The organism is Bradyrhizobium erythrophlei, from assembly GCF_900129425.1.
GTDB classification, from domain to species: domain Bacteria; phylum Pseudomonadota; class Alphaproteobacteria; order Rhizobiales; family Xanthobacteraceae; genus Bradyrhizobium; species Bradyrhizobium erythrophlei_C.
In genome coordinates, this window is record NZ_LT670817.1 from 3,339,146 (window position 1) to 3,363,944 (window position 24,799).

At 62.7% G+C, this 24,799-nt stretch carries 25 protein-coding genes; 10 read left to right on the forward strand and 15 right to left on the reverse strand.

The annotated features are described in order from the left end of the window. Positions 1-114: 114 nt before the first annotated feature. The 4 genes from B5527_RS15750 to B5527_RS47110 all read right to left on the reverse strand — a co-directional run bounded on the left by B5527_RS15750 (position 115) and on the right by B5527_RS47110 (position 4,098). Complete coding sequence (locus tag B5527_RS15750; RefSeq protein ID WP_079602309.1) at positions 115-885, reverse strand: exodeoxyribonuclease III; 771 nt, start codon at positions 883-885, stop codon at positions 115-117. 15 nt (positions 886-900) lie between these two features. Further along, entirely contained in the window at positions 901-2,130 is a 1,230-nt protein-coding gene (gene alr, locus B5527_RS15755) for an alanine racemase (protein ID WP_154072274.1), read from the reverse strand. 49 nt (positions 2,131-2,179) lie between these two features. After that, positions 2,180-3,682 (reverse strand): replicative DNA helicase, encoded by a 1,503-nt coding sequence (locus B5527_RS15760; RefSeq protein ID WP_079602311.1) that lies wholly within the window; start codon positions 3,680-3,682, stop codon positions 2,180-2,182. Between the two features lie 293 nt (positions 3,683-3,975). Then, positions 3,976-4,098, reverse strand: a complete 123-nt coding sequence (locus tag B5527_RS47110; protein WP_276329334.1) for a hypothetical protein — start codon at positions 4,096-4,098, stop codon at positions 3,976-3,978. A gap of 152 nt (positions 4,099-4,250) precedes the next feature. Here B5527_RS47110 and B5527_RS15765 point away from each other — a divergent pair, with 152 nt between their 5' ends. Beyond that, positions 4,251-4,457 (forward strand): hypothetical protein, encoded by a 207-nt coding sequence (locus B5527_RS15765; RefSeq protein WP_079602312.1) that lies wholly within the window; start codon positions 4,251-4,253, stop codon positions 4,455-4,457. 3 nt (positions 4,458-4,460) lie between these two features. Here B5527_RS15765 and B5527_RS15770 read toward each other — a convergent pair whose 3' ends face one another. Further along, entirely contained in the window at positions 4,461-5,711 is a 1,251-nt protein-coding gene (locus B5527_RS15770) for an SAM-dependent methyltransferase (protein WP_079602314.1), read from the reverse strand. Between the two features lie 275 nt (positions 5,712-5,986). Between B5527_RS15770 and B5527_RS15775 the strand changes: the two genes are divergently transcribed. Further along, the gene (locus B5527_RS15775; RefSeq protein ID WP_079602315.1) at positions 5,987-7,168 is read left to right on the forward strand and encodes a hypothetical protein; all 1,182 of its coding nucleotides are present in this window, start codon (positions 5,987-5,989) and stop codon (positions 7,166-7,168) included. A 141-nt stretch (positions 7,169-7,309) separates the two neighbouring features. Here B5527_RS15775 and rplI read toward each other — a convergent pair whose 3' ends face one another. Next, positions 7,310-7,909, reverse strand: coding sequence for a 50S ribosomal protein L9 (gene rplI / locus B5527_RS15780; RefSeq protein WP_079602316.1), 600 nt, complete (start codon positions 7,907-7,909; stop codon positions 7,310-7,312). Between the two features lie 47 nt (positions 7,910-7,956). Next, positions 7,957-8,931: a DUF2232 domain-containing protein gene (locus B5527_RS15785; RefSeq protein WP_079602317.1), complete on the reverse strand. Its 975-nt coding sequence runs from the start codon at positions 8,929-8,931 to the stop codon at positions 7,957-7,959. 945 nt (positions 8,932-9,876) lie between these two features. Here B5527_RS15785 and B5527_RS15790 point away from each other — a divergent pair. Then, positions 9,877-10,488, forward strand: a complete 612-nt coding sequence (locus tag B5527_RS15790) for a nucleoside deaminase (RefSeq protein ID WP_079602319.1) — start codon at positions 9,877-9,879, stop codon at positions 10,486-10,488. Between the two features lie 123 nt (positions 10,489-10,611). On the opposite strand, the gene rpsR is transcribed toward B5527_RS15790, so the two are convergent. Together rpsR and rpsF are read right to left on the reverse strand one after the other, a co-directional pair. Beyond that, positions 10,612-10,851, reverse strand: coding sequence for a 30S ribosomal protein S18 (rpsR, locus tag B5527_RS15795; RefSeq protein WP_002711478.1), 240 nt, complete (start codon positions 10,849-10,851; stop codon positions 10,612-10,614). A 5-nt stretch (positions 10,852-10,856) separates the two neighbouring features. Further along, on the reverse strand, positions 10,857-11,330 hold the full coding sequence (rpsF, locus tag B5527_RS15800) for a 30S ribosomal protein S6 (protein WP_079602320.1): 474 nt from the start codon (positions 11,328-11,330) through the stop codon (positions 10,857-10,859). A gap of 344 nt (positions 11,331-11,674) precedes the next feature. Here rpsF and fabD point away from each other — a divergent pair, with 344 nt between their 5' ends. From fabD to gmk, 7 genes are all read left to right on the forward strand, one after another. Continuing rightward, positions 11,675-12,634 carry an ACP S-malonyltransferase gene (gene fabD / locus B5527_RS15805; RefSeq protein WP_079602322.1) on the forward strand — a complete coding sequence of 320 codons (960 nt, stop codon included), beginning with the start codon at positions 11,675-11,677 and terminating at the stop codon, positions 12,632-12,634. Between the two features lie 20 nt (positions 12,635-12,654). Continuing rightward, positions 12,655-13,392: a 3-oxoacyl-[acyl-carrier-protein] reductase gene (fabG, locus tag B5527_RS15810; RefSeq protein ID WP_079602323.1), complete on the forward strand. Its 738-nt coding sequence runs from the start codon at positions 12,655-12,657 to the stop codon at positions 13,390-13,392. 300 nt (positions 13,393-13,692) lie between these two features. After that, the gene (locus B5527_RS15820) at positions 13,693-13,932 is read left to right on the forward strand and encodes an acyl carrier protein (RefSeq protein ID WP_006610957.1); all 240 of its coding nucleotides are present in this window, start codon (positions 13,693-13,695) and stop codon (positions 13,930-13,932) included. 97 nt (positions 13,933-14,029) lie between these two features. Continuing rightward, complete coding sequence (gene fabF / locus B5527_RS15825; RefSeq protein ID WP_079602326.1) at positions 14,030-15,295, forward strand: beta-ketoacyl-ACP synthase II; 1,266 nt, start codon at positions 14,030-14,032, stop codon at positions 15,293-15,295. Positions 15,296-15,425: 130 nt separating this feature from the next. Then, the gene (gene mltG / locus B5527_RS15830) at positions 15,426-16,685 is read left to right on the forward strand and encodes an endolytic transglycosylase MltG (RefSeq protein ID WP_079602328.1); all 1,260 of its coding nucleotides are present in this window, start codon (positions 15,426-15,428) and stop codon (positions 16,683-16,685) included. Positions 16,686-16,866: 181 nt separating this feature from the next. Then, on the forward strand, positions 16,867-17,754 hold the full coding sequence (locus tag B5527_RS15835) for a YicC/YloC family endoribonuclease (RefSeq protein WP_079602329.1): 888 nt from the start codon (positions 16,867-16,869) through the stop codon (positions 17,752-17,754). Positions 17,755-17,757: 3 nt separating this feature from the next. After that, a complete protein-coding gene (gene gmk / locus B5527_RS15840) occupies positions 17,758-18,417 on the forward strand; it encodes a guanylate kinase (protein ID WP_079602331.1) in 660 nt (219 codons plus the stop codon). Between the two features lie 7 nt (positions 18,418-18,424). On the opposite strand, the gene B5527_RS15845 is transcribed toward gmk, so the two are convergent. The 6 genes from B5527_RS15845 to B5527_RS15870 all read right to left on the reverse strand — a co-directional run bounded on the left by B5527_RS15845 (position 18,425) and on the right by B5527_RS15870 (position 24,746). After that, on the reverse strand, positions 18,425-19,402 hold the full coding sequence (locus B5527_RS15845) for a hypothetical protein (RefSeq protein ID WP_154072275.1): 978 nt from the start codon (positions 19,400-19,402) through the stop codon (positions 18,425-18,427). A 182-nt stretch (positions 19,403-19,584) separates the two neighbouring features. Then, positions 19,585-20,793, reverse strand: coding sequence for an ABC transporter substrate-binding protein (locus B5527_RS15850; RefSeq protein ID WP_079602334.1), 1,209 nt, complete (start codon positions 20,791-20,793; stop codon positions 19,585-19,587). 73 nt (positions 20,794-20,866) lie between these two features. Continuing rightward, entirely contained in the window at positions 20,867-21,925 is a 1,059-nt protein-coding gene (locus B5527_RS15855; protein ID WP_079602335.1) for an alcohol dehydrogenase, read from the reverse strand. A gap of 23 nt (positions 21,926-21,948) precedes the next feature. Further along, a complete protein-coding gene (gene rsmA / locus B5527_RS15860) occupies positions 21,949-22,803 on the reverse strand; it encodes a 16S rRNA (adenine(1518)-N(6)/adenine(1519)-N(6))-dimethyltransferase RsmA (RefSeq protein ID WP_079602337.1) in 855 nt (284 codons plus the stop codon). Continuing rightward, on the reverse strand, positions 22,800-23,804 hold the full coding sequence (gene pdxA / locus B5527_RS15865; RefSeq protein ID WP_079602338.1) for a 4-hydroxythreonine-4-phosphate dehydrogenase PdxA: 1,005 nt from the start codon (positions 23,802-23,804) through the stop codon (positions 22,800-22,802). The genes rsmA and pdxA overlap by 4 nt, the downstream gene beginning before the upstream one ends. A 3-nt stretch (positions 23,805-23,807) precedes the next feature. Beyond that, positions 23,808-24,746, reverse strand: coding sequence for a SurA N-terminal domain-containing protein (locus tag B5527_RS15870; RefSeq protein ID WP_079607307.1), 939 nt, complete (start codon positions 24,744-24,746; stop codon positions 23,808-23,810). Between the last annotated feature and the right edge of the window lie 53 nt (positions 24,747-24,799).

A 24,799-nucleotide genomic window follows, 5' to 3' on the forward strand; every position in this document is an offset into this window, starting at 1 on the left:
TGTTTTTGCTCGCCTAGCAGAGACGTTCGGGATAGTTGAGTGCGAACCATGTAGAAGAAGAAGGAAGCTCTTCAATAAGATACCGCTATGGCGCTGGTGGCGACCTAATTAAATTTAACTCAGCACGATCCACGCCGGGGCATGGTCGCTGGCGCCTTCCTCGGCTCGCATTTTGCGGTCGACGCCGGCCTTGATCAGGCGCGGCGCAAGGGCAGGGCTCAAGAGAAGATGGTCGAGCCGCAATCCGGCGTCACGCGGCCAGCGGTTTCGCTTGTAATCCCAGAACGTGTAGGTCGGCTCCGACGGATGGAGGTGGCGGATTGCGTCACACCAACCCTGCGCCACCAGCGATTTGAATGCGGCGCGGCTCTTCGGCTGGATCAGCGCATCCTGATCCCACGATTTGGTCGGATAAATATCAAGCGCGGTCGGCGCGACATTGTAGTCGCCGGCCAGCACCACGGGAATGTCCTGCTTGACGAATTTCGCGGCGTGGGCTTTCAGCCGCTTGAACCATGCGAGCTTGTAGTCGAATTTCGGTCCGGGCTGCGGATTGCCGTTCGGCAGATAGAGGCTGGTGACGATGATGCCGCGCACGGCGGCCTCGATATAGCGCGCCTCGTGATCGTCGGGATCGCCGGGGAGCTGGTTGCGCACCAGCACCGGATCAGCGTTGCGCGCGAGGATGGCGACACCGTTCCAGGTCTTCTGTCCGCGCCAGACCGCGCCGTAGCCGGCCTTCTCGATGGCTTGAACCGGAAAATCATGGTCGGTCGATTTCAATTCCTGCAGGCAGACGATGTCGGGCTTTGCCGCGCGCAGCCATCGCAGCAGGTTGGGCAGGCGCCGGTTGACATTGTTGATGTTGAACGTTGCGATTTTCATGGCCTGACTAGGATGTCAGGCCGACACCGGGGAGGCCGGCTCGGTCGCCGCCGCGCCGCCGCCCTTGTAGACCCGCGCATAGCGCGGGCCGAGACTGGTCAGCACTTCGTAGCCGATGGTGCCGAAATGGTGCGCGAGTTCGTCGACGGTGATGCCCTCGCCAATCAGCGTCGCCATGTGGCCCCGGCGCGCGGCGTTTTTATCGAGATCCGTGATATCGACGGCCATCAGGTCCATCGAGACGCGGCCCGCAATCGGACAGCGCTTGCCGGCGACCACCACCTCGGCGCCGCGGGTGCCGTCATTGCTGCCGCCGGCGCGGAAATATCCGTCGGCGTAGCCGGCCGACACGATTGCCAGTTTCGTCGGCCGCCGCGCGGTCCAGGTTCCGCCGTAACCGACGCTGTCGCCTTTCTCGATATTGCGGAGCTGCACGATGCGGGCTTTCAGGTCGACCACCGGCTGCATCGGATTGTCGGCCTCGGGCGTCGGATTGATGCCGTAGAGCGCAGCGCCCGGTCGCACCATGTCGAACTGGAATTGCGCCCCGAGATAGACCCCGGAGGAATTCGACAGCGACGCCGGCACGCCGGCAAACAGGCTGGCGATCTCGCGGAAGGTGGCAAGCTGCTTGGCATTGAGCGGATGATTGAGGCTCTCGGCACAGGCGAGATGGCTCATGACCAGCGTAATGCCGTGATCGCCGGCGTTGATCCGGGGAATGATGCCCTGCGCCTCCGTCAGCGTGAGGCCGAGCCGGTTCATGCCGGTATCGATATGAACCGCCGCGCCGCCGGTCCACCCTGTGCGCCGGCAAAATACGTCCCATTCGGCGAGCTCGTTGAGATCGCCGATCACCGGCTTGGCGTCGATCCCGGCATAGGCGTCGCCGCAATTCTGGAAGAAGCCGTCGAGCACATAGATCGCCGCCGACGGCACCGCGGCACGGGCGGAGCGCGCTTCATCCAGCGTGGCGACGAAGAAGGTCTTGCAGCCGGCGCCGGCCAGCGCACGGGCGACCGGCTCGGTCCCGCAGCCATAGGCGTCCGCCTTGATCACGCCGGCGCATTCGGCCGGCACGGCCGTCTTCTCGAGCTTGCGCCAGTTGGCGACGATGGCGTCGAGATCGACCGTGAGCACGCCGGTGGCGGCGGCGGTAGCCGCGGCGAAAGCCGCGGCCTGATTTGCCTCGGGCGAGAGCTGGCTGCCCGCCGGGATCGATTTCGGGTCGGAGACGATGTTCATACCGTAGTTTTACGCGCCGGCGCCCGCCGGTTCAACCGTACGGGCCAATTCAGTAGTTTTGCGCCGGCAAATGGCTGTCCTGCGCCAGATCGCTGAACCGGGTGAACTGGCCCTCGAACGCCAGTTCGACCATGCCGGTCGGACCGTGGCGCTGCTTGCCGATGATGACCTCGGCCTTGCCGTGCACCAGCGACATGTCGAGCTGCCATTTTTCGTACTCCGGCGTGCCGACCCGCGGTTCCTTGTTGGCGAGGTAATATTCCTCGCGATACACGAACATCACGACGTCGGCGTCCTGCTCGATCGAGCCGGATTCACGCAAGTCTGACAATTGCGGGCGCTTGTCGTCGCGGCTTTCGACCTGGCGCGACAGCTGCGACAGCGCGATGACGGGGACATTCAGCTCCTTGGCGAGCGCTTTCAGGCTGGTCGTGATCTCCGTGACTTCCTGGACGCGATTGTCGTTGCCGCGCTTGCCCGAGCCCTGCAGCAGCTGGATGTAATCGACCACGATCAGGTCGAGGCCTTTTTGCCGCTTCAGCCGGCGCGCGCGCGCGGTCAATTGCGAAATCGACAGGCCGCCGGTTTCGTCGACGTAGAGCGGCAGCGATTGCAATTCGATCGAATAGTCGCGGATCTTCTCGAAGTCGGTCTCGGTAATGCCGCCGCGGCGGATCATGCTCGAGGCGATGCTGGTCTGCTCGGCGAGAATACGGGTGGCGAGCTGTTCAGCGGACATTTCGCAGGAGAAGAAGCCGACGATGCCGCCGTTGATGGACTTCATGGTGCCGTCGGCCTGGACTTCCGCGCGATGGGCCTTGGCCACGTTGTAGGCGATGTTGGTGGCGAGCGCGGTCTTGCCCATGCCGGGACGGCCGGCGACGATGATCAGATCGGACGGCTGCAGGCCGCCCATCTTGGTGTCGAGATCGCGCAGGCCGGTTGCGATGCCTGACAGCTTGCCGTCGCGCTGAAACGCCTTGGCCGCCATATCGACGGCGACGGTCAGCGCCTGCGCAAAGCGCTGGAACCCGCCGTCATAACGGCCGGATTCGGCCAGTTCATACAGCCTGCGCTCGGCATCCTCGATTTGCGCCCGCGGCGCGAAATCGACCGGCGCGTCGAAGGCGACATTGACCATGTCCTCGCCGATCCGGATCAGATCGCGGCGCAACGCCAGCTCATAGATCGTGCGTCCGTAATCCTGGGCATTGATGATGGTGGTCGCTTCCGCGGCAAGCCGCGCGAGGTAATGGCCGACGGTCATGCCGCCGATGTCGGTATCCGCCGGAACAAAGGTCTTCAGCGTGACCGGGGTCGCGATCTTACCCATCCGGATCAGGCTGCCGGCGGTCTCATAGATGGTCTGGTGGATCGGCTCGAAGTAGTGTTTTGGCTCCAGAAAATCCGATACGCGGTAAAACGCGTCGTTGTTCACCAGAATCGCGCCGAGCAGGGCCTGTTCCGCCTCGATATTGTGCGGTGCGCTCCGATAGGCCGGAGTTCCCGCATCGGGAGCGAGCTTCAGAACGTTCGAATCAAGTGTGGCCATGGTTTGGATTATGCTTCGAATTTGGTTGATGTTGGATTTTTGGATTGGGCGGCGATAAAGCGCCACTGCCGGGCATCGTGAAAGCGCGAACGCGCCTTATGCCCGATTCACACAACGACTGCTGGGAAAAGCCGGTTGCTGCGGCGCATTCCGCTTGACGGGTTCTGGAGCGGGACCGCGGTCCTCCGGAACAATGTCGGGAAAATTGCCCCGCGGACTGAACCTTTCACCGCGCAGGCAGACCTATCCGATGGGGCAAGGCGCCTCACGGAGGCTGCCATCTCAGCGCTGAATCAAATCAGGATGAGATAGATCAGGGCCACCAGGGCTGCGCCGACGCCGGCGGCGATCAGGGCGTAATCGGTGCCAAGGTCAGCCTGCGGATCGAACGATGATGGGTAGGTTTTCCGAGCCATTCCGTTGATTTAGGGCAACGCGCCGGAGTCTTTTGTGAAGTAGATCACATCCGGCGCTCTTTCTTAATTTTTTGGTCGCCGGGAACGGGTTTGGGACATCCGGATTGGTAACGGCACGGGTTTCACGGGGGCCGGTGAGGCGAGGACAGGCGATGGGCCAGCAACTTCAGCCATGGCGCTCCGGAGACGGCGAAAAACTGTGGCTGTCGACGCTGATCGACGCCATGCAACAGGTTTCTCGTCCGGAATTCCGCGGCCTGTCCTGCGACCAAACGATACTGGATGCCTTCGCTGGGCAGCTCGCGCGACCGGCATCGCCGTACCCTTATGGCGCCTCTCCGTTCAGTCTGCGCAATTAAGGCCTATTCGCCGGCAATTTGCAGCCGCGGTCGCGAACCGCGCTCGACCCCGCGCAGTTTCGCTTCTTCGTGCCCGATGTAGTCGCGCGTCATCGGCACCACGCCCTGGCGTTTGGCGAGCTGGATCTGGAAATTCATCATGTTCTGCTTGCGGAACGACATTTCCGAGCACGCCAGGTAAAATTCCCACATCCGCGCAAAGCGCTCGTCATAAAGCTGCACCGCTTCCTCGCGCCGAGCCATAAAGCGCTCGCGCCAGGCTTTCAGGGTTTCCGCGTAATGCAGCCGCAGGATCTCGATGTCGCATACCAACAGCCCGGCGCGCTCGATCGCCGGCATCACCTCGGACAGCGCCGGGATGTAGCCGCCGGGGAAGATATATTTGGCAATCCAGGGATTGGTGGCGTCGGGACCTTCCGAACGGCCGATCGAATGCAGCATCATGACGCCGTCGTCAGTGAGAAGCTCGGCGCAGCGCCGGAAATATTTCTCGTAGAAGTCGACGCCGACATGTTCGAACATGCCCACCGACACAATGCGGTCGAACGGGCCGGACACGTCGCGGTAGTCCTCGAGGAAAAACTTCGCCGACCGCGCCAGATTCTTTTCGGCCGCGCGGGCGTTCGATACCTGCAATTGTTCGGTCGAGAGCGTGACGCCGGTGACGTTGGCGCCGGTCATTTCCGCCAGATACAGGCTCAGCCCGCCCCAGCCGGAGCCGATGTCAAGCACGCGGTCGCCTCGGCCGATCAACAGCTTGGCGGCGAGATGACGCTTCTTGGCGAGCTGGGCCTCGTCAAGGGTCGCGTCCGGCGTTTCAAAATAAGCGCAGCTATATTGCTTGTCGGAATCGAGGAAGAGGGAATACAGCCGCCCGTCGAGGTCGTAGTGGCGCGCGACGTTGTTTTTCGAACGGCTCGGCGGATTGAACTGCTGGGCATGCCTGACCAGATAGCGCACCCACGATTGCAGCTTGGCCCAACGCGGCAATATCTCGGGCTGATCCATCAGGATCGCCAGCGCGGCTGCGATCGAGCCTTGCTCGACGACGAATGTGCCGTCCGTGAAAACTTCGCCCAGTGCAAGTTCCGGGTTGAGGAGAACCCGGCGTTCGGCGTCGGTGGTCAGGAAGCGCACGGCGACCGGCTCGCCGGTCCCGTCGCCGCAATCGAACCTGGCCCCGCTCGCGGTCGTAAACGTCATCGCCCCGCGGCGGATGAATTGCTTCAGGAAATAACGTAACAAGCGGTCCATCGAAACCACCAGAAAGCGATCCCCTATCGGCTAACGCACCGGCCGTCACAACCTACGCGCGCGGAATGTAATGGTTCCCGAGCGCCGCATTTCGATATAAGGGCGATGGCAGCGGCGCGCTAGTGCGTTGTACACAAAGCGGATATTCCGAAACATGGCGTCCAGGCGCTGGTGTGATATGTGCGCTTCCATTCGTGGGATAATCCGCTAAAAGGTACCGCCGCCGGCGCCGGAGCTGGGACGCCGGAAGCCTTTCCGAATCTGGAGAATGATGAATGTTGAGCCGAGCGCTCAGTTTAGCGACGGTGACGCTTCTGATCGGCTGTTTCGCGGCGGCCCCGGCGCAGGCGCAGGCGCAAAATCTCGAGGCCGGCAAGAGCCCGTCCCAGATTTTCGCGGGCACTTGCACGGCCTGCCACAAGAGCCCGCGCGGTCTGTTGAAGAGCGTGCCTGCCGGATCGCTGCAGGGTTTCCTGCGTCAGCATTACACGACCAGTCCCGATATGGCCTCGCTGCTGTCAGCCTACCTGATTTCCAATGGCGCGGCCGATACGCGCTATGGCGGTGCCCAGTCCAAGCCGGCCAAGGATGCGAAATCGGACGCCAGGCCCTCCGGTCCGCCCGAGCAGGTGGACCGCCGTGGCCGGCGCCTGCGCGCCGGCGAGCCGCCGCAGGAGGCGGCCCCGCCCGAGGCTGCACCGCGCGAGGCCGCCAAACCCGATGCCGACGGACTTCCCGCGCAAGCCGAGCCCGGACGAAAGGGCCATAACGGCAGGCGGCTGGCGCGGCCAGGGGAGGCGCCGGACGGCACGAAACCGGCTGCGGAAGGTCAAGCTCCGGCGCAGACGGCGAATGAGCGTGGCCCCGATGGCCGCAAATTGACCGCCCGGCAGAAGCTGACCAGGAGGGGCAAACCCGGCGGCGAAGAATCGCCGAAAGCGGATTCCGTCAAAACCGACCCCGCCAAGGAAGAGCCTCCAAAGGGTGAAACGGCGACGGACGACAAGCCCAAGAGTGAACCCCCCAAGAGCGAAACCGCCAAGGACGAAGGCAACAAGCCCGAGGGCGCTAAGCCTGAAACCGGCAAATCTGAATCCGGCAAGCCTGAATCGGCCAAGTCCGAATCGGCCAAACCTGAATCGACCAAGTCTGAGCCCGCCAAGTCTGAATCCACCAGGTCCGAACCGACCAAGCCTGAATCCGCCAAGATCGAGGCTCCGAAGGAGACCGGCAGCGGCTCGACGCCGGCACTGCGGGCCGGTCCGGTTCCTCCCGTCACTCCCGCGCCGCCGGCTTCCCCGGCGGTATCCGCAGCGGCCTCCGGTGCGACGCCGGAGCCGGCCGCGACGCCTTCAGCACCTGCAGTGCAGGCTGGGCCACCGGCCGAGACGGTTTCGGTGCCGCCGCCGGCGCCCGTTGCCCCGGCCGGACCGCCGGGGCCGCCGATCTCCAAATAGGCTTTTGCGCCAGCGAAGGTCCGGGCCGGCGGCCGGTGGCGATTTTCGGCAAAAAGCGTCGATAAAAATCCCAGGCCCGCCGTTAGGGCGGGCCTGGGTCGGTTCGCTTTGATGTCAGCTTCGATGTCACCTGCAGCGGCGTTACTTCTCGGAAGCCGCCTCTGCCTCGGGCTCCTCGTCGTGGCGGGCTTCCGGGTCGAAGAATTCGCCGGCGGCGGCCAGCGCTTCGGCGGCCGCGTCCTGATCTTCCTGGCGGCTGGAGATGTCCTCGCCGCGATTGATGCGCTCGGCCTCATCGGCACTGCGCGCGACCGTCACGGTGACGCCGACCTCGACCTCCGGGTGCACGGCGATGGCGATCTTGTGCTTGCCGATGGTCTTGATCGGCGCGTCCAGCATGACCTGGCCACGGCTGATGATGACGCCGTCGCTCTCGAACGATGCGATGATGTCGCGGACGGTCACCGATCCGAACAACTGACCGGTCTCGGAGGCCTGCCGCAGCACCATGACGTTTCGGCCGTCGATCTTTTCCGCGACCTTGGTTGCCTCGCCCTTGGCCTGCAGGTTGCGGGCTTCGAGTTCGGCCTTCATGCCATCGAACCTGGCGCGATTATCCGTGGTGGCGCGCAGCGCCTTGCCGCGCTTCAAAAGATAATTGCGGGCATATCCATCCTTGACGCGAACGACTTCGCCCATCTGACCGAGTTTGGCGACGCGTTCCAGCAAAATGACTTCCATATTCGTTCTCCGTTTGAGGTGATGAGGGTTGAAATGAAGCGTGCAGTTCAGGCGGCGGGGAGGGGCGGCGGCCTCCCTTGCAGATAGCGCTTGCGAAATCCGAAGATCGCATCGGCTAGCCCGAGAACCACCATCGCCAGGACCGGCCAGAGGAACACCGCGACGATGGCGTAGGTGCAGCCGAGCCAGAGCGCGCGGCTTTTCAATGTCAGCGTCAACGTATGCAACACCGCGAAGCCGGCAAGCGCGTAAGCCGTCATCAAGACCGCGGCGACGATCTGCGCCAGGATCGCGAGCAGTCCGCCGGCAAAACAGAATGCGATCGCAACACACAATGCGGCCAGCGTCATCGGCGGCAGATCGACGCTTTTCAGGTCGGGCCGCGGGCGGTGCAATCGTCCTGATGTCGTCGTGATTTTGGTGGCGAGCCAGAGGTTGAGCGTCAGCGTCATCATGGCGACCACGGCGGCCGAAGCTGGTGCGATGATCACGAGAGCGTCGACCCATTGTTCGATCTCGCCGGTCGACCCCGCATCGCGCGGGCCGATGATCAGCAACAGGCCGCGCCGCAGTGCGGCGCTGATCGCGGTCGCATCCCAGCCAAGCGTGAGCAGGGCGGCCATCGTCGTCAACGCGGCAAAGCCTGCGATCCAGGCCAGAATTCGGCCAACCGGATACCATTCCAGATCGGGTGCAACCGGCGACGCGCCGTTGCCAGACGGGGCGCCGTTGGCGGTGGGCCGGCCCAGCAGCGCGAGATGGCCCAGCCACCAGGCGGGCAGCGCGACCGAGACGGCAAAAGCGATGCAGTAGGGAATGCCGAAGATCACGCCGAGACCCGTGGCCGCGGCGATGCCGCCGATGGTGGCGCAGAGCGGTCCCCATGCCAGCGCCGCGACCATCAGCGGCAGCGGCGCCAGATAAAACAGCAGCACCGAGATCAGCGCGCCCGAGATGATCGAGGCGAACATCAGCGCGGAGGCGCAGCCGGCTGCTATGGCTATGAGAACGATCGCGATCATCAGCTGTCCCGCTCCTTTCGAGCGGTTAGATACGGGTCAGCAAATTATGCTGCCCTACCAACTACTTAGTTTTTTTCCGTACCAGTTTCGCACCAGATACGGTGTGAAAGGAGGTTGCAGAGAAAATTTCACTGCAGCATCAATCGTTTATCACCTTCTGAGTTTCGATCTCTTACCAGAGCAACAGAAACGCAGAAATGATTGCGGCCCCCACTGGGAGCCGCTTGGTGGGCCTTTTAGTTGATTGTTTTCGATCAATCAAGTGCTCCCGATGTTCGCGATAATGGTCATCAGGTATATGGCCGCCCCTACCAGTCAGTTAGAGGCGGTGTAGCCAGTCGTTGTCGTTGGTCCGCAGGGGTGAGGCTCACCAGCCGATACGTCCTCTTTATCTCTGGGGTGGCGTATTCGGGGACTTCTTCGATTTGGATCCGCAGAGCGATGCGGGATACGAGAAGCCAAAGTCAGATCCCGTTTCGTTGAGCATCCAGCCGGACAGTTGGCGGTTCTTCTTAACGCCATTCTTCAATGCGTCGCATATCTGCGAGAACAGTTCTTGAAAATCGAGAAGGAATTTGGTGACTGCTGCAACAGTGTATCGTTCTTCGTTTTCTGGCATTTGCCTGTATCGACAAACTTCCACGCGCGCTTCCCGCGCAACTGCAGATCTTAAGCAGGCGTCAAGTTTTGCGCCTTGCGAAAAAGCTCCGCAACATCAGCCACGGCGTCAAAGCGGATATCGTTCGATTTTGGTTTATCAGCACGCTTGCCCGTGGATAAAGACCAAAGCGCGCCAATTGAAGAAATGCATGGTCGGGTTCAATCTCGTTTCAGACCGGAGAGTTTAGGCTTTTTGCACGAAATCCTGCTTAGTCGTTTTTGCACGAAAGCCTTACGGGCTTCTCGTAGGCAATGTTTAAACCGTTGGCAGGAAAAGTCAGAATCATGAACGCAAAAGATAGTCTCGATCGGTTATTCGCCGGCGCACAAATGGTGCTCCGCCGGGATTTTCTCGCCACGGGTGTTGCGCTGTTTGCAGCGGCTTCTGCCGGCGAGGCTCTCGCGGCCGCACCCAGCACCGCGACGGATCAGGATCGCGAACATATGCGCCAGGCGATCGAGTTGATGCGCAAGGCCGGAGTAATCGAAAAGACCGGCGGGCCATTCGGCTGTGTGATCGTGCGCGACGGCGAGGTGCTTGCCGCCACAGGCAACAGCGTTTTGAAGGACAACGATCCTTCCGCTCATGCCGAAGTGAATGCCATTCGCGCCGCCTGCAAGAAGGTCAACGCGCCGAACCTTAGGGGCGCGACGATGTACACGAGCTGCGAGCCTTGCCCGATGTGCTATTCAACGGCGTATTGGGCACGGGTCAGCAAGATCTATTACGCCGCGGCCTGGACTGACTATTCCGATCTGTTCGATGACTCCAATATCAGCATGGACATGAAGAAACCCTACGCTGAAAGGGCCGTTCCAGTTGAGCCACTGATGCGGAACGAAGCCCAAAAGGTTTGGCTCGAATTCCGGAAAATGCCCGATGGCGCAAAGTACTGATGTGCTGGAAAGGCCAACGAGCGGTTAGAGGTCTTGTGAACCCCAACCATCGGCTGCCGGACGACGCGGAAGCCTTATGAAGATTCCGATCCGCGGCGACAACGCCGCGGATCGAAGAGGTTTTTACCTGATCACGTAAGGCAGCAGACCGAGGAAACGCGAGCGCTTGATGGCGCGCGCGAGCTCACGCTGCTTCTTGGCGGAGACGGCGGTGATGCGGCTCGGCACGATCTTGCCGCGCTCGGACACGTAACGCATCAGCAGCTTGGAATCCTTGTAGTCGATCTTCGGCGCGTTCGGCCCCGTGAACGGGCAGGTCTTGCGACGGCGGAAAAACGGACGGCGTGCACCAGCTTCAGCCATGATTCTTACTCCTCAACCACTGCGTCGGCATCTTCGCGCGGGCGTCGCGGACCACGGTCGCCGCGGTAGCCGCCGCCATCGCGGTCGCCACGGAATCCGCCGTCGCGGTCGCCACGGAAACCGCCGCCGCCACGGTCGTCGCGATCGCGATCGCGGTCGGCCTTGCGCATCATCGCCGAGGGGCCTTCCTCATGCTCATCGACGCGAACGGTGAGATAGCGGATCACGTCTTCGCTGATCCGCTCCTGCCGCTCGATCTCGGCGACCGCCGCCGACGGGCCGTCGATATTGAGCAGCACGAAATGCGCCTTGCGATTCTTGTTCATCCGATAGGTCAGGGAACGTACGCCCCAGTTTTCCATCTTCACGACCTTGCCGCCGAGTTGCTCGACGATGCCGGTCATCTGGGTGGTCAGTTCTTCGACCTGCTGGGTGCTCGCATCCTGACGCGCGAGAAAAACATGCTCATAAAGAGGCATGGGTGTCCTTTCCAATGTTGGCGCGGCTCCCGGCGGCAAGCCCTTCGAACCCTCCGGAAAGGACTCGACATGCTCAGAAGGCGGAAGCACGGGACGACGGACCGACTGGCCCTGCCACATCAACATCGCCGATAAGGTGAAATTGCTGAGACCGTCCGTTCAGCTCCCGGCCGGGATCCACGGATGGCGCGGTTTATACGGATTTTGCGGGCAATGGCAAGGGAAAGCGACCCGATCGGGGTCCCATCCTTAGGGCTCGGAACCGGCAGCGCTTGACACGACCGTCTCCTGCGGTGTCTTTCCGTCCGAATTGAGGGATTTTCCCACGGCGTCCAGGGGTATTGATGACGGCAGCATTCACTTTTCCGGGGCAGGGCTCCCAGGCGCTCGGCATGGGAAAGGCCCTGGCGGAGGCTTTTCCGGCCGCCCGCGCGGTGTTCGACGAGGTCGATGCGGCGCTCGGCGAAAAGCTGACGTCTATTATCTGGGACGGTCCGGCCGAGACCCTGCAGCTCACCGAGAATGCCCAGCCGGCGCTGATGGCGGTCTCGCTCGCCACCCTGCGGGTGCTTGAAACCGAAGCCGGATTCTCGGTCGCGAAGGACGCCGCGTTTGTCGCCGGACATTCGCTTGGCGAATACTCCGCGCTGGCCGCCGCCGGCGGTCTCAGCATCAGCGATACCGCGCGCCTGTTGCGCACCCGCGGCCTTGCCATGCAGAAGGCGGTGCCGGTGGGTGTCGGCGCCATGGCTGCTCTGCTTGGCCTCGAGTATGAGACCGCGGTGGCCGTCGCCAACGAGGCCGCCCAGGGCCAGGTCTGCGAAGCCGCCAACGACAATGGCGCCGGGCAGGTCGTGGTCTCCGGCGACAAGGCGGCAGTCGAGCGTGCGCTCGAGATTGCCAGGACCAAGGGCGCCAAGCGTGCGATGCTGCTGCCGGTGTCGGCGCCATTCCATTGCCGGCTGATGCAGCCCGCGGCCGACGCGATGGCGGAGGCGCTTGCCGGTGTCACCATCAAGTGGCCGGTCTCGCCGCTGGTGTCGAACGTGCTGGCTGCGCCGATTAGCGACCCGGACGAGATCCGCCGTCGCCTGATCGAACAGGTCACGGGGACCGTGCGCTGGCGCGAATCGGTGGCTTACATGGCAAGTCACGGGGTCGTCAGGTTCTTCGAAATCGGCGCCGGCAAGGTGCTGAGCGGGTTGGTCAAGCGCATCGCCGATGGCGCGATCGGGATTTCAGTCGGCGGCCCCGGCGACATTGCCGCCGCAAAAGACGCGATCGCGGCTGTACATTCGGGCTAGGCGGCCGAGAGGAGAAGTTGATGTTCGATCTGACTGGCAGGACGGCGCTCGTCACCGGCGCGACCGGCGGCATCGGCGGCGCGATCGCGCAGGCCCTGCACGCGCAAGGCGCGACGGTGGCGATTTCCGGGACCCGGCGCGAGGTACTGGACACGCTTGCCGGCAAGCTGGGCGAGCGGGTTCATGTGCTGCCGTGCAATCTCTCCGACGCCGCCGAGGTGGAAGCGCTGGTGCCGTCGGCGGAACAAGCCATGGGCCAGGTCGATATTCTCGTCGCCAACGCCGGCATCACCCGGGACAATCTGTTCGTGCAACTGCGCGACGAGGACTGGGACGAGGTCATCAAGGTCAATCTGACGGCGACCTTCCGGCTGGCCCGGGCCGCGACCAGGCTGATGATGCGCAAGCGTTTCGGTCGCATTGTCGCGATCACCTCCGTGGTCGGCGTTACCGGCAATCCGGGCCAGGGCAATTACACGGCGTCGAAGGCCGGACTGATCGGCATGATCAAGACGCTGGGGGCGGAATATGCCAAGCGCAACGTCACCGCCAATTGCATCGCCCCGGGATTTATCAAGACGCCGATGACGGATGCTTTGAACGACAAGCAGCGCGAAACGATTCTCTCGAAAGTTCCTGCAGGGCGGCTCGGAACATCCGATGAAATCGCGGCGGCGGCGGTCTATCTGAGTTCGAATGAAGCGGCTTACATCACCGGGCAGACGATTCATGTCAATGGTGGAATGGCCATGGTTTGAGGCGGTTTGCCGGGCCCTTCGGCGGGGCAGCAATCCGTTTCCGATGGCCGATTGAGGCTTGTAGTCAAGGCTTGGGAAGTATGATAACCGAACCACCAACGGATGGGCAAAGAACGCCATTGCAGGATTTTGAAACCCTGTATATTGGCGGTGGGGAGCCTGTCGTCGTTCGCCGGGCCTTTGTGGGGTTTGACGGGGCCAAATCAAGACTATGCGCGATTGCGAAGGAAAGTTTAACGACCAAGACGGTTCGTATCGTCCTTGGGTCGGGTCTAATGGGAACAAGCACGAGGTTGAACGATGAGTGAGATTGGCGAGCGAGTTAAGAAGATCGTGGTCGAACACCTTGGTGTCGAACCCGAAAAGGTGGTCGACAATGCGAGCTTCATTGACGACCTCGGCGCCGACAGCCTCGATACCGTCGAGCTCGTGATGGCGTTTGAAGAAGAGTTCGGTTGCGAAATTCCCGACGACGCCGCGGAAACGATTTTGACCGTTGGCGACGCCACAAAATTTCTCGAAAAGAACGCGAAGAGCTGACGCCCCCGCGCGGTGCTGACAAAACCGGACGGGCCGTGGATGAACGGTCCACCGGTTTCTTGTTGTCGGCCGTGAATCGTGGGCTGGAGTGCTGGATATGAGGCGGGTTGTCGTCACGGGCCTCGGCATGGTGTCGCCACTCGGCTGTGGCGTGGAAACGACCTGGAAGCGCATCCTCAACAGCGAGAGCGGTGCTAAAAGGATCGATACGTTTGACGTCTCCGATCTGACCAGCCGGATCGCCTGCGTGATTCCGAGGGGCGATGGCACCGACGGCACATTCAATCCCGACCAGTGGATGGAGCCGAAGGACCAGCGCAAGGTCGACGACTTCATCATTTTTGCGATGTGTGCGGCGCGCCAGGCGCTCGATGATGCCGATTGGCATCCCTCGACTGAAGACGACCGTTGCGCCACCGGCACCATGATCGGCTCGGGGATCGGCGGCCTGTCCGGCATTGCCGATACCGCGCTGCTCCTCAAGGAGCGCGGCCCGCGCAAGGTATCGCCATTCTTCATTCCCGGCCGCCTGATCAATCTTGCCTCGGGTTACGTGTCGATTGAGCACGGCCTCAAGGGTCCCAATCATTCCGTGGTGACGGCCTGCTCGACCGGTGCACATGCGATCGGCGACGCAAGCCGGCTGATCGCGCTGGGCGATGCCGACGTGATGGTGGCGGGCGGAACGGAATCCCCGATTTGCCGGCTGTCGATGGCGGGATTTTGCGCCTCTCGCGCATTGTCGACCGGCTTCAACGAAACTCCGGAAAGAGCCTCGCGCCCCTACGACAGGGATCGCGACGGCTTCGTGATGGGGGAGGGCGCGGGCATCGTGGTGCTTGAGGAATACGAGCATGCGAAGGCGCGCGGCGCGAGAATCTATGCGGAAGTGATCGGTTACGGGCTATCGGGCGACGCCTATCACATCACGTCTCCGTCGCCGGACGGCGATGGCGCGTTTCGCAGCATGGGCGCCGCCATGAAGCGTGCAGGGATCATTTCCTCCGATATCGACTACATCAATGCCCACGGTACATCGACCCAGGTCGGTGACGAAATCGAGCTCGGTGCGGTGGAGCGGCTGCTGGGCAACGCCGCTTCCAGGGTTTCGATGTCGTCGACCAAATCATCGACAGGGCACCTGCTCGGCGCCGCGGGGGCGGTCGAGACTATTTTCAGCATCCTGGCGATTCGCGACAACATCGCCCCGCCGACCATCAACCTTGACAACCCATCGGTGGAAACGGCGATCGATCTGGTGCCGAAGGCGCCGCGCAAACGCGAAATCAACGTGGCGCTATCCAATTCATTCGGCTTCGGAGGCACCAACGCATCCGTGATCGTGCAGCGCGTGGCCAACTGACGCCGGTATCAAGAGGACTCCACCGTTTCGCCGCATTCGGTGATAAATCCTAGAGATGGGCGTAGAGACTTCGGCCGCTGCGGCAATTTCGCGAGGCCGCGATTGAACCGACAGGATTCAGGTTGCATCGATGAGTGAGAGGCCGCCCATTTCGCCACGGAGTCCGCGCGCCGCGCTGGAGCCCGAGCAGGTCCCGCCGCCGCCAAAGCGGTCCGAGCGCGCCCGCAATCCGTTCGTCGTGGTCGGCAATGCCGTCATCACCATCGTCCTGGTTCTGATGATCGGCGCGGGCGGCGCATACATCTACGGCAAACAGAAGATCGAGGCCCCGGGCCCGTTGCAGGAGGACAAGGTCGTCAACATTCCGGCGCGCGCGGGAATGACCGATATCGCCGATGTCCTGCAGCGTGAGGGCGTGATCGACAACAATCGCTGGGCGTTCATCGGCAGCGTCTTTGCGCTGAAGGCGCGCTCCGAACTCAAGCCCGGCGAATACTCGTTCCAGAAGAACGCCAGTCTACGCGATGTCATCGGCACCATGGTCGAGGGCAAGGTGGTCCAGCACGCCGTCACGATTCCCGAAGGCCTGACCTCCGAACAGATCGTGGCCCGGCTTACGGACAACGATATTTTTGCGGGCACGGTCAAGGAGGTGCCACGCGAAGGCACGTTGCTGCCGGAAACCTACAAATTCCCGCGCGGCACCACGCGCGAGCAGGTGATTGCGCGCATGCAGCAGGCCCAGAAGCGGGTGCTGGCGGAAATCTGGGAACGCCGCAGCCCGGATATTCCGATCAAGACGCCGGAGCAGTTGGTGACGCTGGCCTCGCTTGTCGAGAAGGAAACCGGCAAGCCGGACGAGCGCAGCCGCGTCGCTGCGGTGTTCGTCAACAGGCTGCGCCAGAAGATCAAGCTGCAGTCCGATCCGACCATCATCTATGGCCTTGTCGGCGGCAAGGGGACGCTGGGCCGGCCGATCAAGCGCTCTGAAATCCAGCAGCCGTCGCCTTACAATACCTATGTGGTTGAGGGCCTGCCGCCAGGGCCGATCGCCAATCCCGGCCGCGCCTCGCTGGAAGCCGCCGCCAATCCGGCGCGCACGCGCGATCTCTACTTCGTCGCCGATGGCAGCGGCGGCCATGCGTTCAGCGACTCGTACGACCAGCATCAGAAAAACGTCGCCAAATTGCGGACCATGGAAAAGCAGATTCAGAACGACACGGTCGAGCCGGCCGACGATCCTCCGCCGCCTGCGGCGGCCGCGCCGGCCGACCCCACCCCGACCGCCACGACGCCAAAGCCGGCCCCGGCCAAAAAGCCCGCCCGCGGCGGCCCGGGCCGGCAGGGCGCGGCACAATCGACGACGACGCCTCCGGTGATTCAGCAATAGCGCAGGTAGGCCCGCGGCGAACCGGAACCGAATTACATTTTTGCCCGAAAGCGCGCCCAACGCGTCACTTGCAGGTATTCCATTCGCAAAACCGTTATCCACTTTTGCGCAATACACGCTAAGCTCGCGCAGTTCGTTGCTGGCGAATCTCACACCCGTAACTGCCGGAGAAATTCACACGATGGCGTTGTCGAGCATGACCGGCTTTGCCCGAAGCCACGGCGCCAGCGGACCCTACGTGTTCGAATGGGAATTGAAGTCGGTCAACGCCAAAGGCTTCGACCTGCGCATGCGGCTGCCGCCTGGATGGGACGAACTCGAAGCCTTCGCCAAGAAACGCGCCGGCGAAGTGCTGTCGCGCGGCACGGTGTACGCCAATCTGAACGTCAAGCGCGCCAGCTCGGTCTCGACGATCCGCATCAATGAAGAGGTGCTGGCGTCGATCATAAAGGTGGCGGGGGTTCTCGCCGGCAAGATCGATGCGGTGGCGCCGAGCATCGATGGGCTGTTGGGGATCAAGGGCGTCATCGAGGTGGTTGAGCCGGAAAGCGACGAGGCCGAAGACAAGGCCGCGAAGGCCGCCGCCGCGGCGGCGTTCGACCAGGCGCTCTCGGAGCTCGTCGCAATGCGTCAGCGCGAGGGCCTGACGCTCGGGCAGGTTCTTTCACAGCGCATGGACGAGATCGAGCTGCTGGCGAAGAGGGCCGAGGCCGCTCCCGGCCGCAAGCCCGATGCGATCAAGGCGCGGCTTGCCGAGCAGATCGCGGCACTGCTCGAATCGTCCGATCGCTTCGACCCGGATCGGCTCAGTCAGGAAGCGATCATGATCGCGGCGAAGGCCGACATTCGCGAAGAACTCGATCGCATTGCTTCGCACATCTCGCAGGCCCGCGAGATGATCGGCAAGGGCGGTCCGGTCGGACGGCGGCTCGATTTCCTGGCGCAGGAGTTCAACCGCGAGGTCAATACCTGCTGCTCCAAGTCGAACGATCTCGAATTGACCAACACCGGCCTCGAAATGAAGAACGTGGTCGAGCAATTCCGCGAGCAGGTTCAGAATCTGGAGTGAGACATGACGGCTGGCGGCCACGGCTTCGATGGGGTTGAGCGGCGCGGACTGATGTTCGTGCTGTCGTCGCCGTCGGGCGCGGGGAAGACCACACTGTCGCGGCTGCTGATCGAGCGGATGCCAGGCCTGAAGATGTCGGTGTCGGCGACCACGCGGCCGATGCGGCCCGGCGAAGTCGACGGCCGCGACTATTCGTTTGTCGACAAATCCAGATTCGAACAGATGGTCAAGCGAAACGAGTTGCTCGAATGGGCGACCGTGTTCAGCAATCGCTACGGCACGCCGCGTGCGCCGGTCGAAATGGCGTTGTCGGCGGGGCAGGACGTATTGTTCGACATTGACTGGCAGGGCACCCAGCAATTGCGGGAAAAGGCGCGGGCCGACGTCGTCAGCGTGTTCATCCTGCCGCCGTCCGCCGTCGACCTGGAAAAACGCCTGCACTCCCGTGCGCAGGATTCCGATGAGGTCATCCGGGGACGGATGAGCCGCGCCAGCCATGAAATGAGCCATTGGGCTGAGTACGACTACATCGTGATCAATTACGATATCGATGAAGCGTTTGCCGAAGTGCAGTCGATCCTGAAGGCCGAGCGGCTGAAACGCGAACGCCGTACGGGTTTGACGACGTTCGTGCGGGAGTTGCAGCGGCAGCTGGAGAAGTAGCGAGGCCTCAGCGCGGGGTCAGCTTGCGTATTTCCGAGTAAAATTCCGCAACCCTGTCGTCCCGGTCATTGGCTTGACGAAGGTCGCGGGCGAACTCGGGACGGCGCCCGAGAGCACGCGCTGCTGGCTCGGCCGACGGCGTCCTGTCATCGATATTTGCCTGTTCCCAGATCGCGCCGCGACGCTCGCGAATCCTGGCCTCTAGGGGACGTCGTGCGCGGCCGAACTTGAAGATGACGCCTCCGATGACGCCGGCCAACGCCAGCGCGGCGATGATCGCGGCCAGCAGCATCTGCACCGAATAGGTCGGCGTCGCCGATGACGCGTCTGCCGCCGCGAACGGTTCGGCGGCAAGGACCGATGATGGCTGACTTCGTGAGGGTGGGCTCGCGGGGGCGGCGGGATCGGGCTGGTTTGCCGCTACCTGGTTTGCCGCTACGTCGGTCGGGGGATTGTCACCCGACGATTGCGGCCAGCGCGACGCGACGATCGATGGCCGCGTCGCTTTGTCTCCCGTGCTGGTGGTCCCGTTGTTTTGCGTGACCGCCGCATTCGCCGGCATCGCCTGCGCGAGCGCGTTGCCGCGGCGCTGCGGTTCGACGGGCGGCTGCGCGGGCAGTTCCGCGTGAGCGTCCGCTATCGATGTTTCTGTTTTTACCGCAGTCGGCTTCGCGGATAGAACGGGAGCGGCTGGAGCGGGATTCGCTGCGGCGGTTTGCGTGGGATCCGGTGCGGCGGCTTGCGCGGGATTCGATGCGGCGGTTTGCGCAGGCTTTTCGTGCTCGTCGCCGAGGTACCAGCAATGGCGTTTGGTGACACGCTCGACGCGGTAATACCAGTGGCCGCCCGCAGGCGTTTGACCCTTCGGACCCGATAGGCAGTCGTCGGCCGCAGGCGCCGCGGCGACCGTTTGGGCTGCGAGCGGGGTGGACGCGAGAAAGCTGGCGAAGATTGCAGACACGAATTTCGCGGTTCGCTTTGGCATGTGCATCTCCGGTCACGCTACGCAACATTTCACGCTCCAAATCTCCGCAAAGACTTGGGTCGCAATGAGCCGCAATTCCGGAGGGGATGGGGCTTAATTTGGGCCTGCGGTCACACCGCGAAGGCCCGTGGAAGCTTGAGAAATAGCGAAAAAATACCGCCGCGCTTTTTGCAAACGCGACGTTACTCGCTCGCGAGCACGTCGCTGAACAGCACGTAGCGCTCGCCGTCGAAGCGCACCAGCCGCATCTGCTTGATCGGACGCAGATCCGCCGGGGTGGTATTGAGGCGGATCCCGGGCAGCAGCAACGGCAGTTCCATATCCAGATGAGAGGCTTGCTTCATGATATTCTCGCGCGTCAGATTATCGCCGCACTGCCTGAGGATCTGCACCACGGCGAAACCGATATTGTAGCCGTAGGGCGCATAGTAATCGCTCTTGTCGACATGCGGGTTGTACTTGTCCATCCACACGTTCCAGGCCTTCATGGCCGGATCGTCTTTCCACTGCGGATCCGCCGGATCTTTTTGATAGGCCGCGGAGATGATGCCCTTGGCGGCTTCAAACCCGGCCGGCCTGATCGCGCCGGCAATCGATGAGCCGACGCTGTCGACGAATTCCTGCGGATGCCAGTCGATGTCGTAGGCCTTGCGAATGGCCTGCGCGGAGAATTTGGGTACCGCGAGGATGAAAAACACGTCGGCGCCCGAAGCCTTCAGCGAGACCACCTGGGAATCGACGGTCGGGTCGCTGGTGTTGTAAGTCAGCGATGCCACGATCATTGTAGAGGCCTTGTCGCCGAGCCCGCGCTTGATTCCGAGCAGGTAGTCGCGGCCGAGATCGTCGTTCTGCGACAGGATGGCGATCTTGGCGTCAGGCTTCACCGAAAGAATGTACTTGGCGTAGATCTCGCCTTCCGACGCGTAATGCGGTGTCCAGCTCATCGTCCACGGATAATGCTCGGGATCATTGAAGATCGTTGCGCCAGAGCCGATGAAAAGGTGCGGCACTTTTTTCTGGTTGACGTATTTGAGCACGGCCATGTTGGTCGCGGTGCCCACGGGATTGACCAGAAACAGGACCTCGTCGCTTTCGACGAGGCGTCTGATCTGCTCCACCGTTTTCGGCGGGCTGTAGGCGTCGTCAAGGCTGATGAAATTGATCTTGCGGCCATTCACGCCGCCTTGTTCGTTGATCATCGTGAAATAGGCGGTAGCGGAGACCGCGCCCGCCGAATAGGCCGACGCCGGGCCGCTATAGGGCGTGGTGGTGCCGATCTTGATTTCGGTGTCGGTGACGCCGGGGCCGTACTGTTTCTGGGCCAAGGCCGGCGTCGCGGCAAGTACAAGCGCCGCCAAAGCTCCCAGCGTCGAACGATTCCTCCAGGCCATCAGAATCCTCCCTGTCCAGGTGAGGCTTACGTGGCACTCTGCCTCTTTGGCGAGGCTTGCGAGCTGCTCCGCCTCAGTTTTTCAGCACGATGCGCCCCACGACTTTGCCGGCCCGCAACTCGTCGATCCATTTCTGGACGTCGCCCATCGGTTCCTCTTTCATGGGCGTCGGCTTGATCTTGCCGGCGCGCGCGAGCGCCATCAGTTCATGCGCTTCGGCCAAGGTTCCGACCATGAAGCCCTCGATGGTCATCCGCTTGTAGATCCATTGTACCATGGGCAGGCTGAAATTGCCGCCCATCAATCCGGAAACCACGATCTTGCCGCCGCGCGCCAGTACGGCAACCGCAAAGGCCATCGATTTCTCGTTGCCGGCAAAATCGACGATCTCGTCGAACCCGCCTTCGGTTTCCCGGATGATGCGCTTGACCACGTCGGCCTCGGAAGGATCGTAGGCGTCCGCGGCGCCGTTTTTCAACGCCGCCTCGCGCGCAGCGGGGCTCAGATCCGCCACCGAGATCTTCTGCTCGAACATGGCTTGCGCGAAAGAAAGCCCCATCATGCCGACGCCGCCAAGACCGATCAGCAGGAGATTGCGCTGCCGCGGACGGTCGACCAGGCGTTTCAGCGCGCCATAGGCGGTCACGCCCGAGCACATCAGGGTCGCCGCCTGATTGACCGGCAAGGGATCGTAATCCAGCAGGTATTTGGCGTCCGGCACCAGCACATGGCTGGCGAAACCACCGTCGATGGCGACGCCGAGAAAACGCTGCTTCACGCAGAGATTCTCATCACCGTTCAGGCAGTCGCGGCACTGTCCGCAACCGATCCACGGGAACACCGCTTTTTTGGCGCCGATCAGTTCCTTCGAAACGTCCGGGCCGACTTCCTCGACGATCCCGGCAATCTCGTGTCCGAGCGTGAACGGCAGAACCATGCCACGGGTGGTATCAAGCTTCTTGCCGCCACCGAGGTCGGCATAACCGTCCTGGATATGCAGGTCGGAATGGCACAGCCCGCAACGTTCGATCCGGACCAGGACTTCCCTGGCCTGCGGCTTCGGCGTCTCGACGATGGTTTCACACAACGGTGCATCGAATTTGACGAGCGACTGGCGACGCATGAGCGCCATGGTGGTTTCTCCTTAGAGCGCGTTCACTTTTGTGTTCGTATATCGGTCAATTCGCGCGCCATGGCAACAAAGCCGCTGACCGGAACGGTCTCGGCGCGCCGGGTCAAATCGATATGCGCTGCCGCCGCGAGCCGGGCCGGATCGACCGCCAGCGATTTGAGACTTTGCCGCAGCATTTTTCGCCGCTGACCGAACGCCGCCGCCGCAACCTGTTCCAGCGCGCGGCGGTCGCACGGCTCCGGCGCGCTGCGGGGCACCAGGCGGACCACAGACGAGGTGACCTTGGGCTGCGGCACGAAGGCGGCCGGAGAAATGTCGAACAGGATTTTTGTCTCGGCGCGCCAGTTCGCGAGCACGCCGAGCCGCCCATAGGCTTCATCGTTTTCGCGAGCGACAATCCGCTCGGCGACTTCGCGCTGAAACATCAGCACCATCATGTCGTACCAGGGCGGCCATGGCTCGATCGACAGCCAGTCGATCAGCAGCGCGGTCGCGATGTTGTAGGGCAGGTTGGCGACGATTTTAGCCGGCGTACCGCCGAGCAGCGGCCGTGGATCGAAATGCTGGGCGTCGGCGCAGATGATCTCCAGCCGACCCGGGTATCGCCTCGAGATCTCCTCAAGCGCCGCCAGCGCCCGCTGGTCGCGTTCCACGGCGATGACGCGACGCGCGCCCAGCGCCAGCAGCGCGCGCGTCAGCCCGCCGGGACCGGGGCCGATCTCGATCACGGTAGCATCTTCGAGCGGGCCCGCGGCGCGTGCGATCCGCGCGGTGAGGTTGAGGTCGAGCAGGAAATTCTGACCCAGCGATTTGCGGGCCGACAGGGCGTGCTGGCGAATGACCTCGCGAAGCGGCGGAAGGTCGTCGATCGCGCTCATGCCGGCGGGGTCGCCGCCATGCGGGCGGCCAGCCGCAATGCCGCGATCAGGCTCGACGGATCGGCCCGGCCGGTGCCGGCAATGTCGAAGGCCGTGCCATGATCGGGCGATGTGCGAATGAACGGCAATCCCAGCGTGACGTTGACCGCCTCCTCGAATGCCAGCGTCTTGACCGGGATCAGCGCCTGATCGTGATACATGCAGATTGCGCAGTCATAGGTTTTGCGCGCGGCATCGTGGAACATGGTGTCGGCCGGCAGCGGCCCCCTGATTTCGATGCCGTAGCCGCGCAGGATTTCGATGGCCGGTGCCACGATCCTCTGGTCCTCGGTGCCGAGCGAGCCGTCTTCGCCGGCATGCGGATTGAGGCCGGATACCGCGAGGCGCGGACAGGCGAGGCCGAAGCGGGCTTTCAAAGCCGCCACCGCGATGCGAGCGGTCGTCACGATCAGGTCGGTCGACAGCCGCTCGATCGCATCACGCAACGAAAGGTGAATCGTCACCGGCACGACGACGAGGGCAGGGGACCACAGCATCATCACCGGCTGCGGCGTATGGCCTCCGGACGCCGCGAGTTCGGCGAGAAATTCGGTATGGCCGGGATGCCGGAATCCGGCGCGGTACAGAACGCTCTTGGCAATCGGATTGGTGACAACCGCGCTGGCCCGTCCGGCGATGACGTCGCCGACCGCCTGACGAATCGAGGCCATGGCGGCGTCCGCGCTGGTGTTGTCGGGTTGACCGGGCCGCGCCGTCGCAGGATGGCCGGTGGCGACGACCGGCAAGGCCTCTGCGAACGTAGCGAGGGCGTCTTCGGCGCGAACGTCGGCGAGCTTGACCTTCAGTCCGAGCGCCTTCGCCCGGCTACCAAGGAAGTCGCGATCGCCGAGCAGGTAGAACGCCGGGAGCTTCAGCTCATCGCGGCGCAGCCACGCCTGGATGGTGATGTCGGGCCCGATACCCGCGGGTTCGCCTAGGGTCAGCGCGAGGGGCTTGGCCATGCGTCAACGGTATTCGATCATCGCAGCTTTGCGGCATTCCTGCAGATACCATTTCGACTTCGCCTCGTATTTCTCGGCGTACATCTTGTCCCGGATTTCCTTCTTTTTCGGCGTATCGACGGTGGTCGGCTTCCTCCCGCACAGCGCGACCATCTCCACGCCCTGCTTGGTGATCTCGGGCGGGGTCAAATGGCCGATCGGAGTGCTGTCGAGCACTTGGCGAAGAACCGGCGGTATGTCGGCCGAGGTCTTGGTCACCGGCTCGCGTATGGCGGCATTTTGCATGGACTTGAAGAAAGCGTTGGCCTCATCGCAGGTTTGCACGCGGCTGCGCAGGGCTTCGGCCTCCTTTTGCCTTGCCTCGACGGCGGCCGGCGCGGATCCTCGTGGCACGATCAAGACGATCGGCTGCATCTTGTATTCGAAGCTCTCGGCTTCCGGCTTCTCGTCGCCACCGCTGACCTGAACGGCGGCGGCGACTTCCTTTTCACCGACCTGAAGGCTCTCCTTGAATCGCCCGCGGACCAGGCTGGTCCAAACCATCTCGGCCTTCATGCGGTCCTTCAGTGTGTCGGGCCGAATCCCCTGGCTTTCGAGGGATTTTGTCAGTTGCTCCGGCGTGATCCGCATCCGCGAACTCATCGCCGCAAAAGACTGATCGACATCGGAAGCGGTGGGCTCGACGCCGAATTTCTTTCCTTCCTTGATCTTCACCTTTTCATCGATCAGCTCGTCGATCACCTGCTGTCGCACGACGGGTTTGTGAGTCGACAGAAAGTCCAGCTTGCTGCGCTGTTCGATATCGTAGTTGGTGATGGGTTCGCCGTTGACCATGACCGCGACGGTCTGCGCATGCAACGGCGATCCGCAACCCATCAAAAGCAGCGCCGCGACACAACCCAGGATGCGAGGCGACAGGCGGAGAGGGGATGTGGTCGTCATGATCATGTTCGCTGTATCAAACGATTCCAATTGAAGCGGCGACATACCGGGAA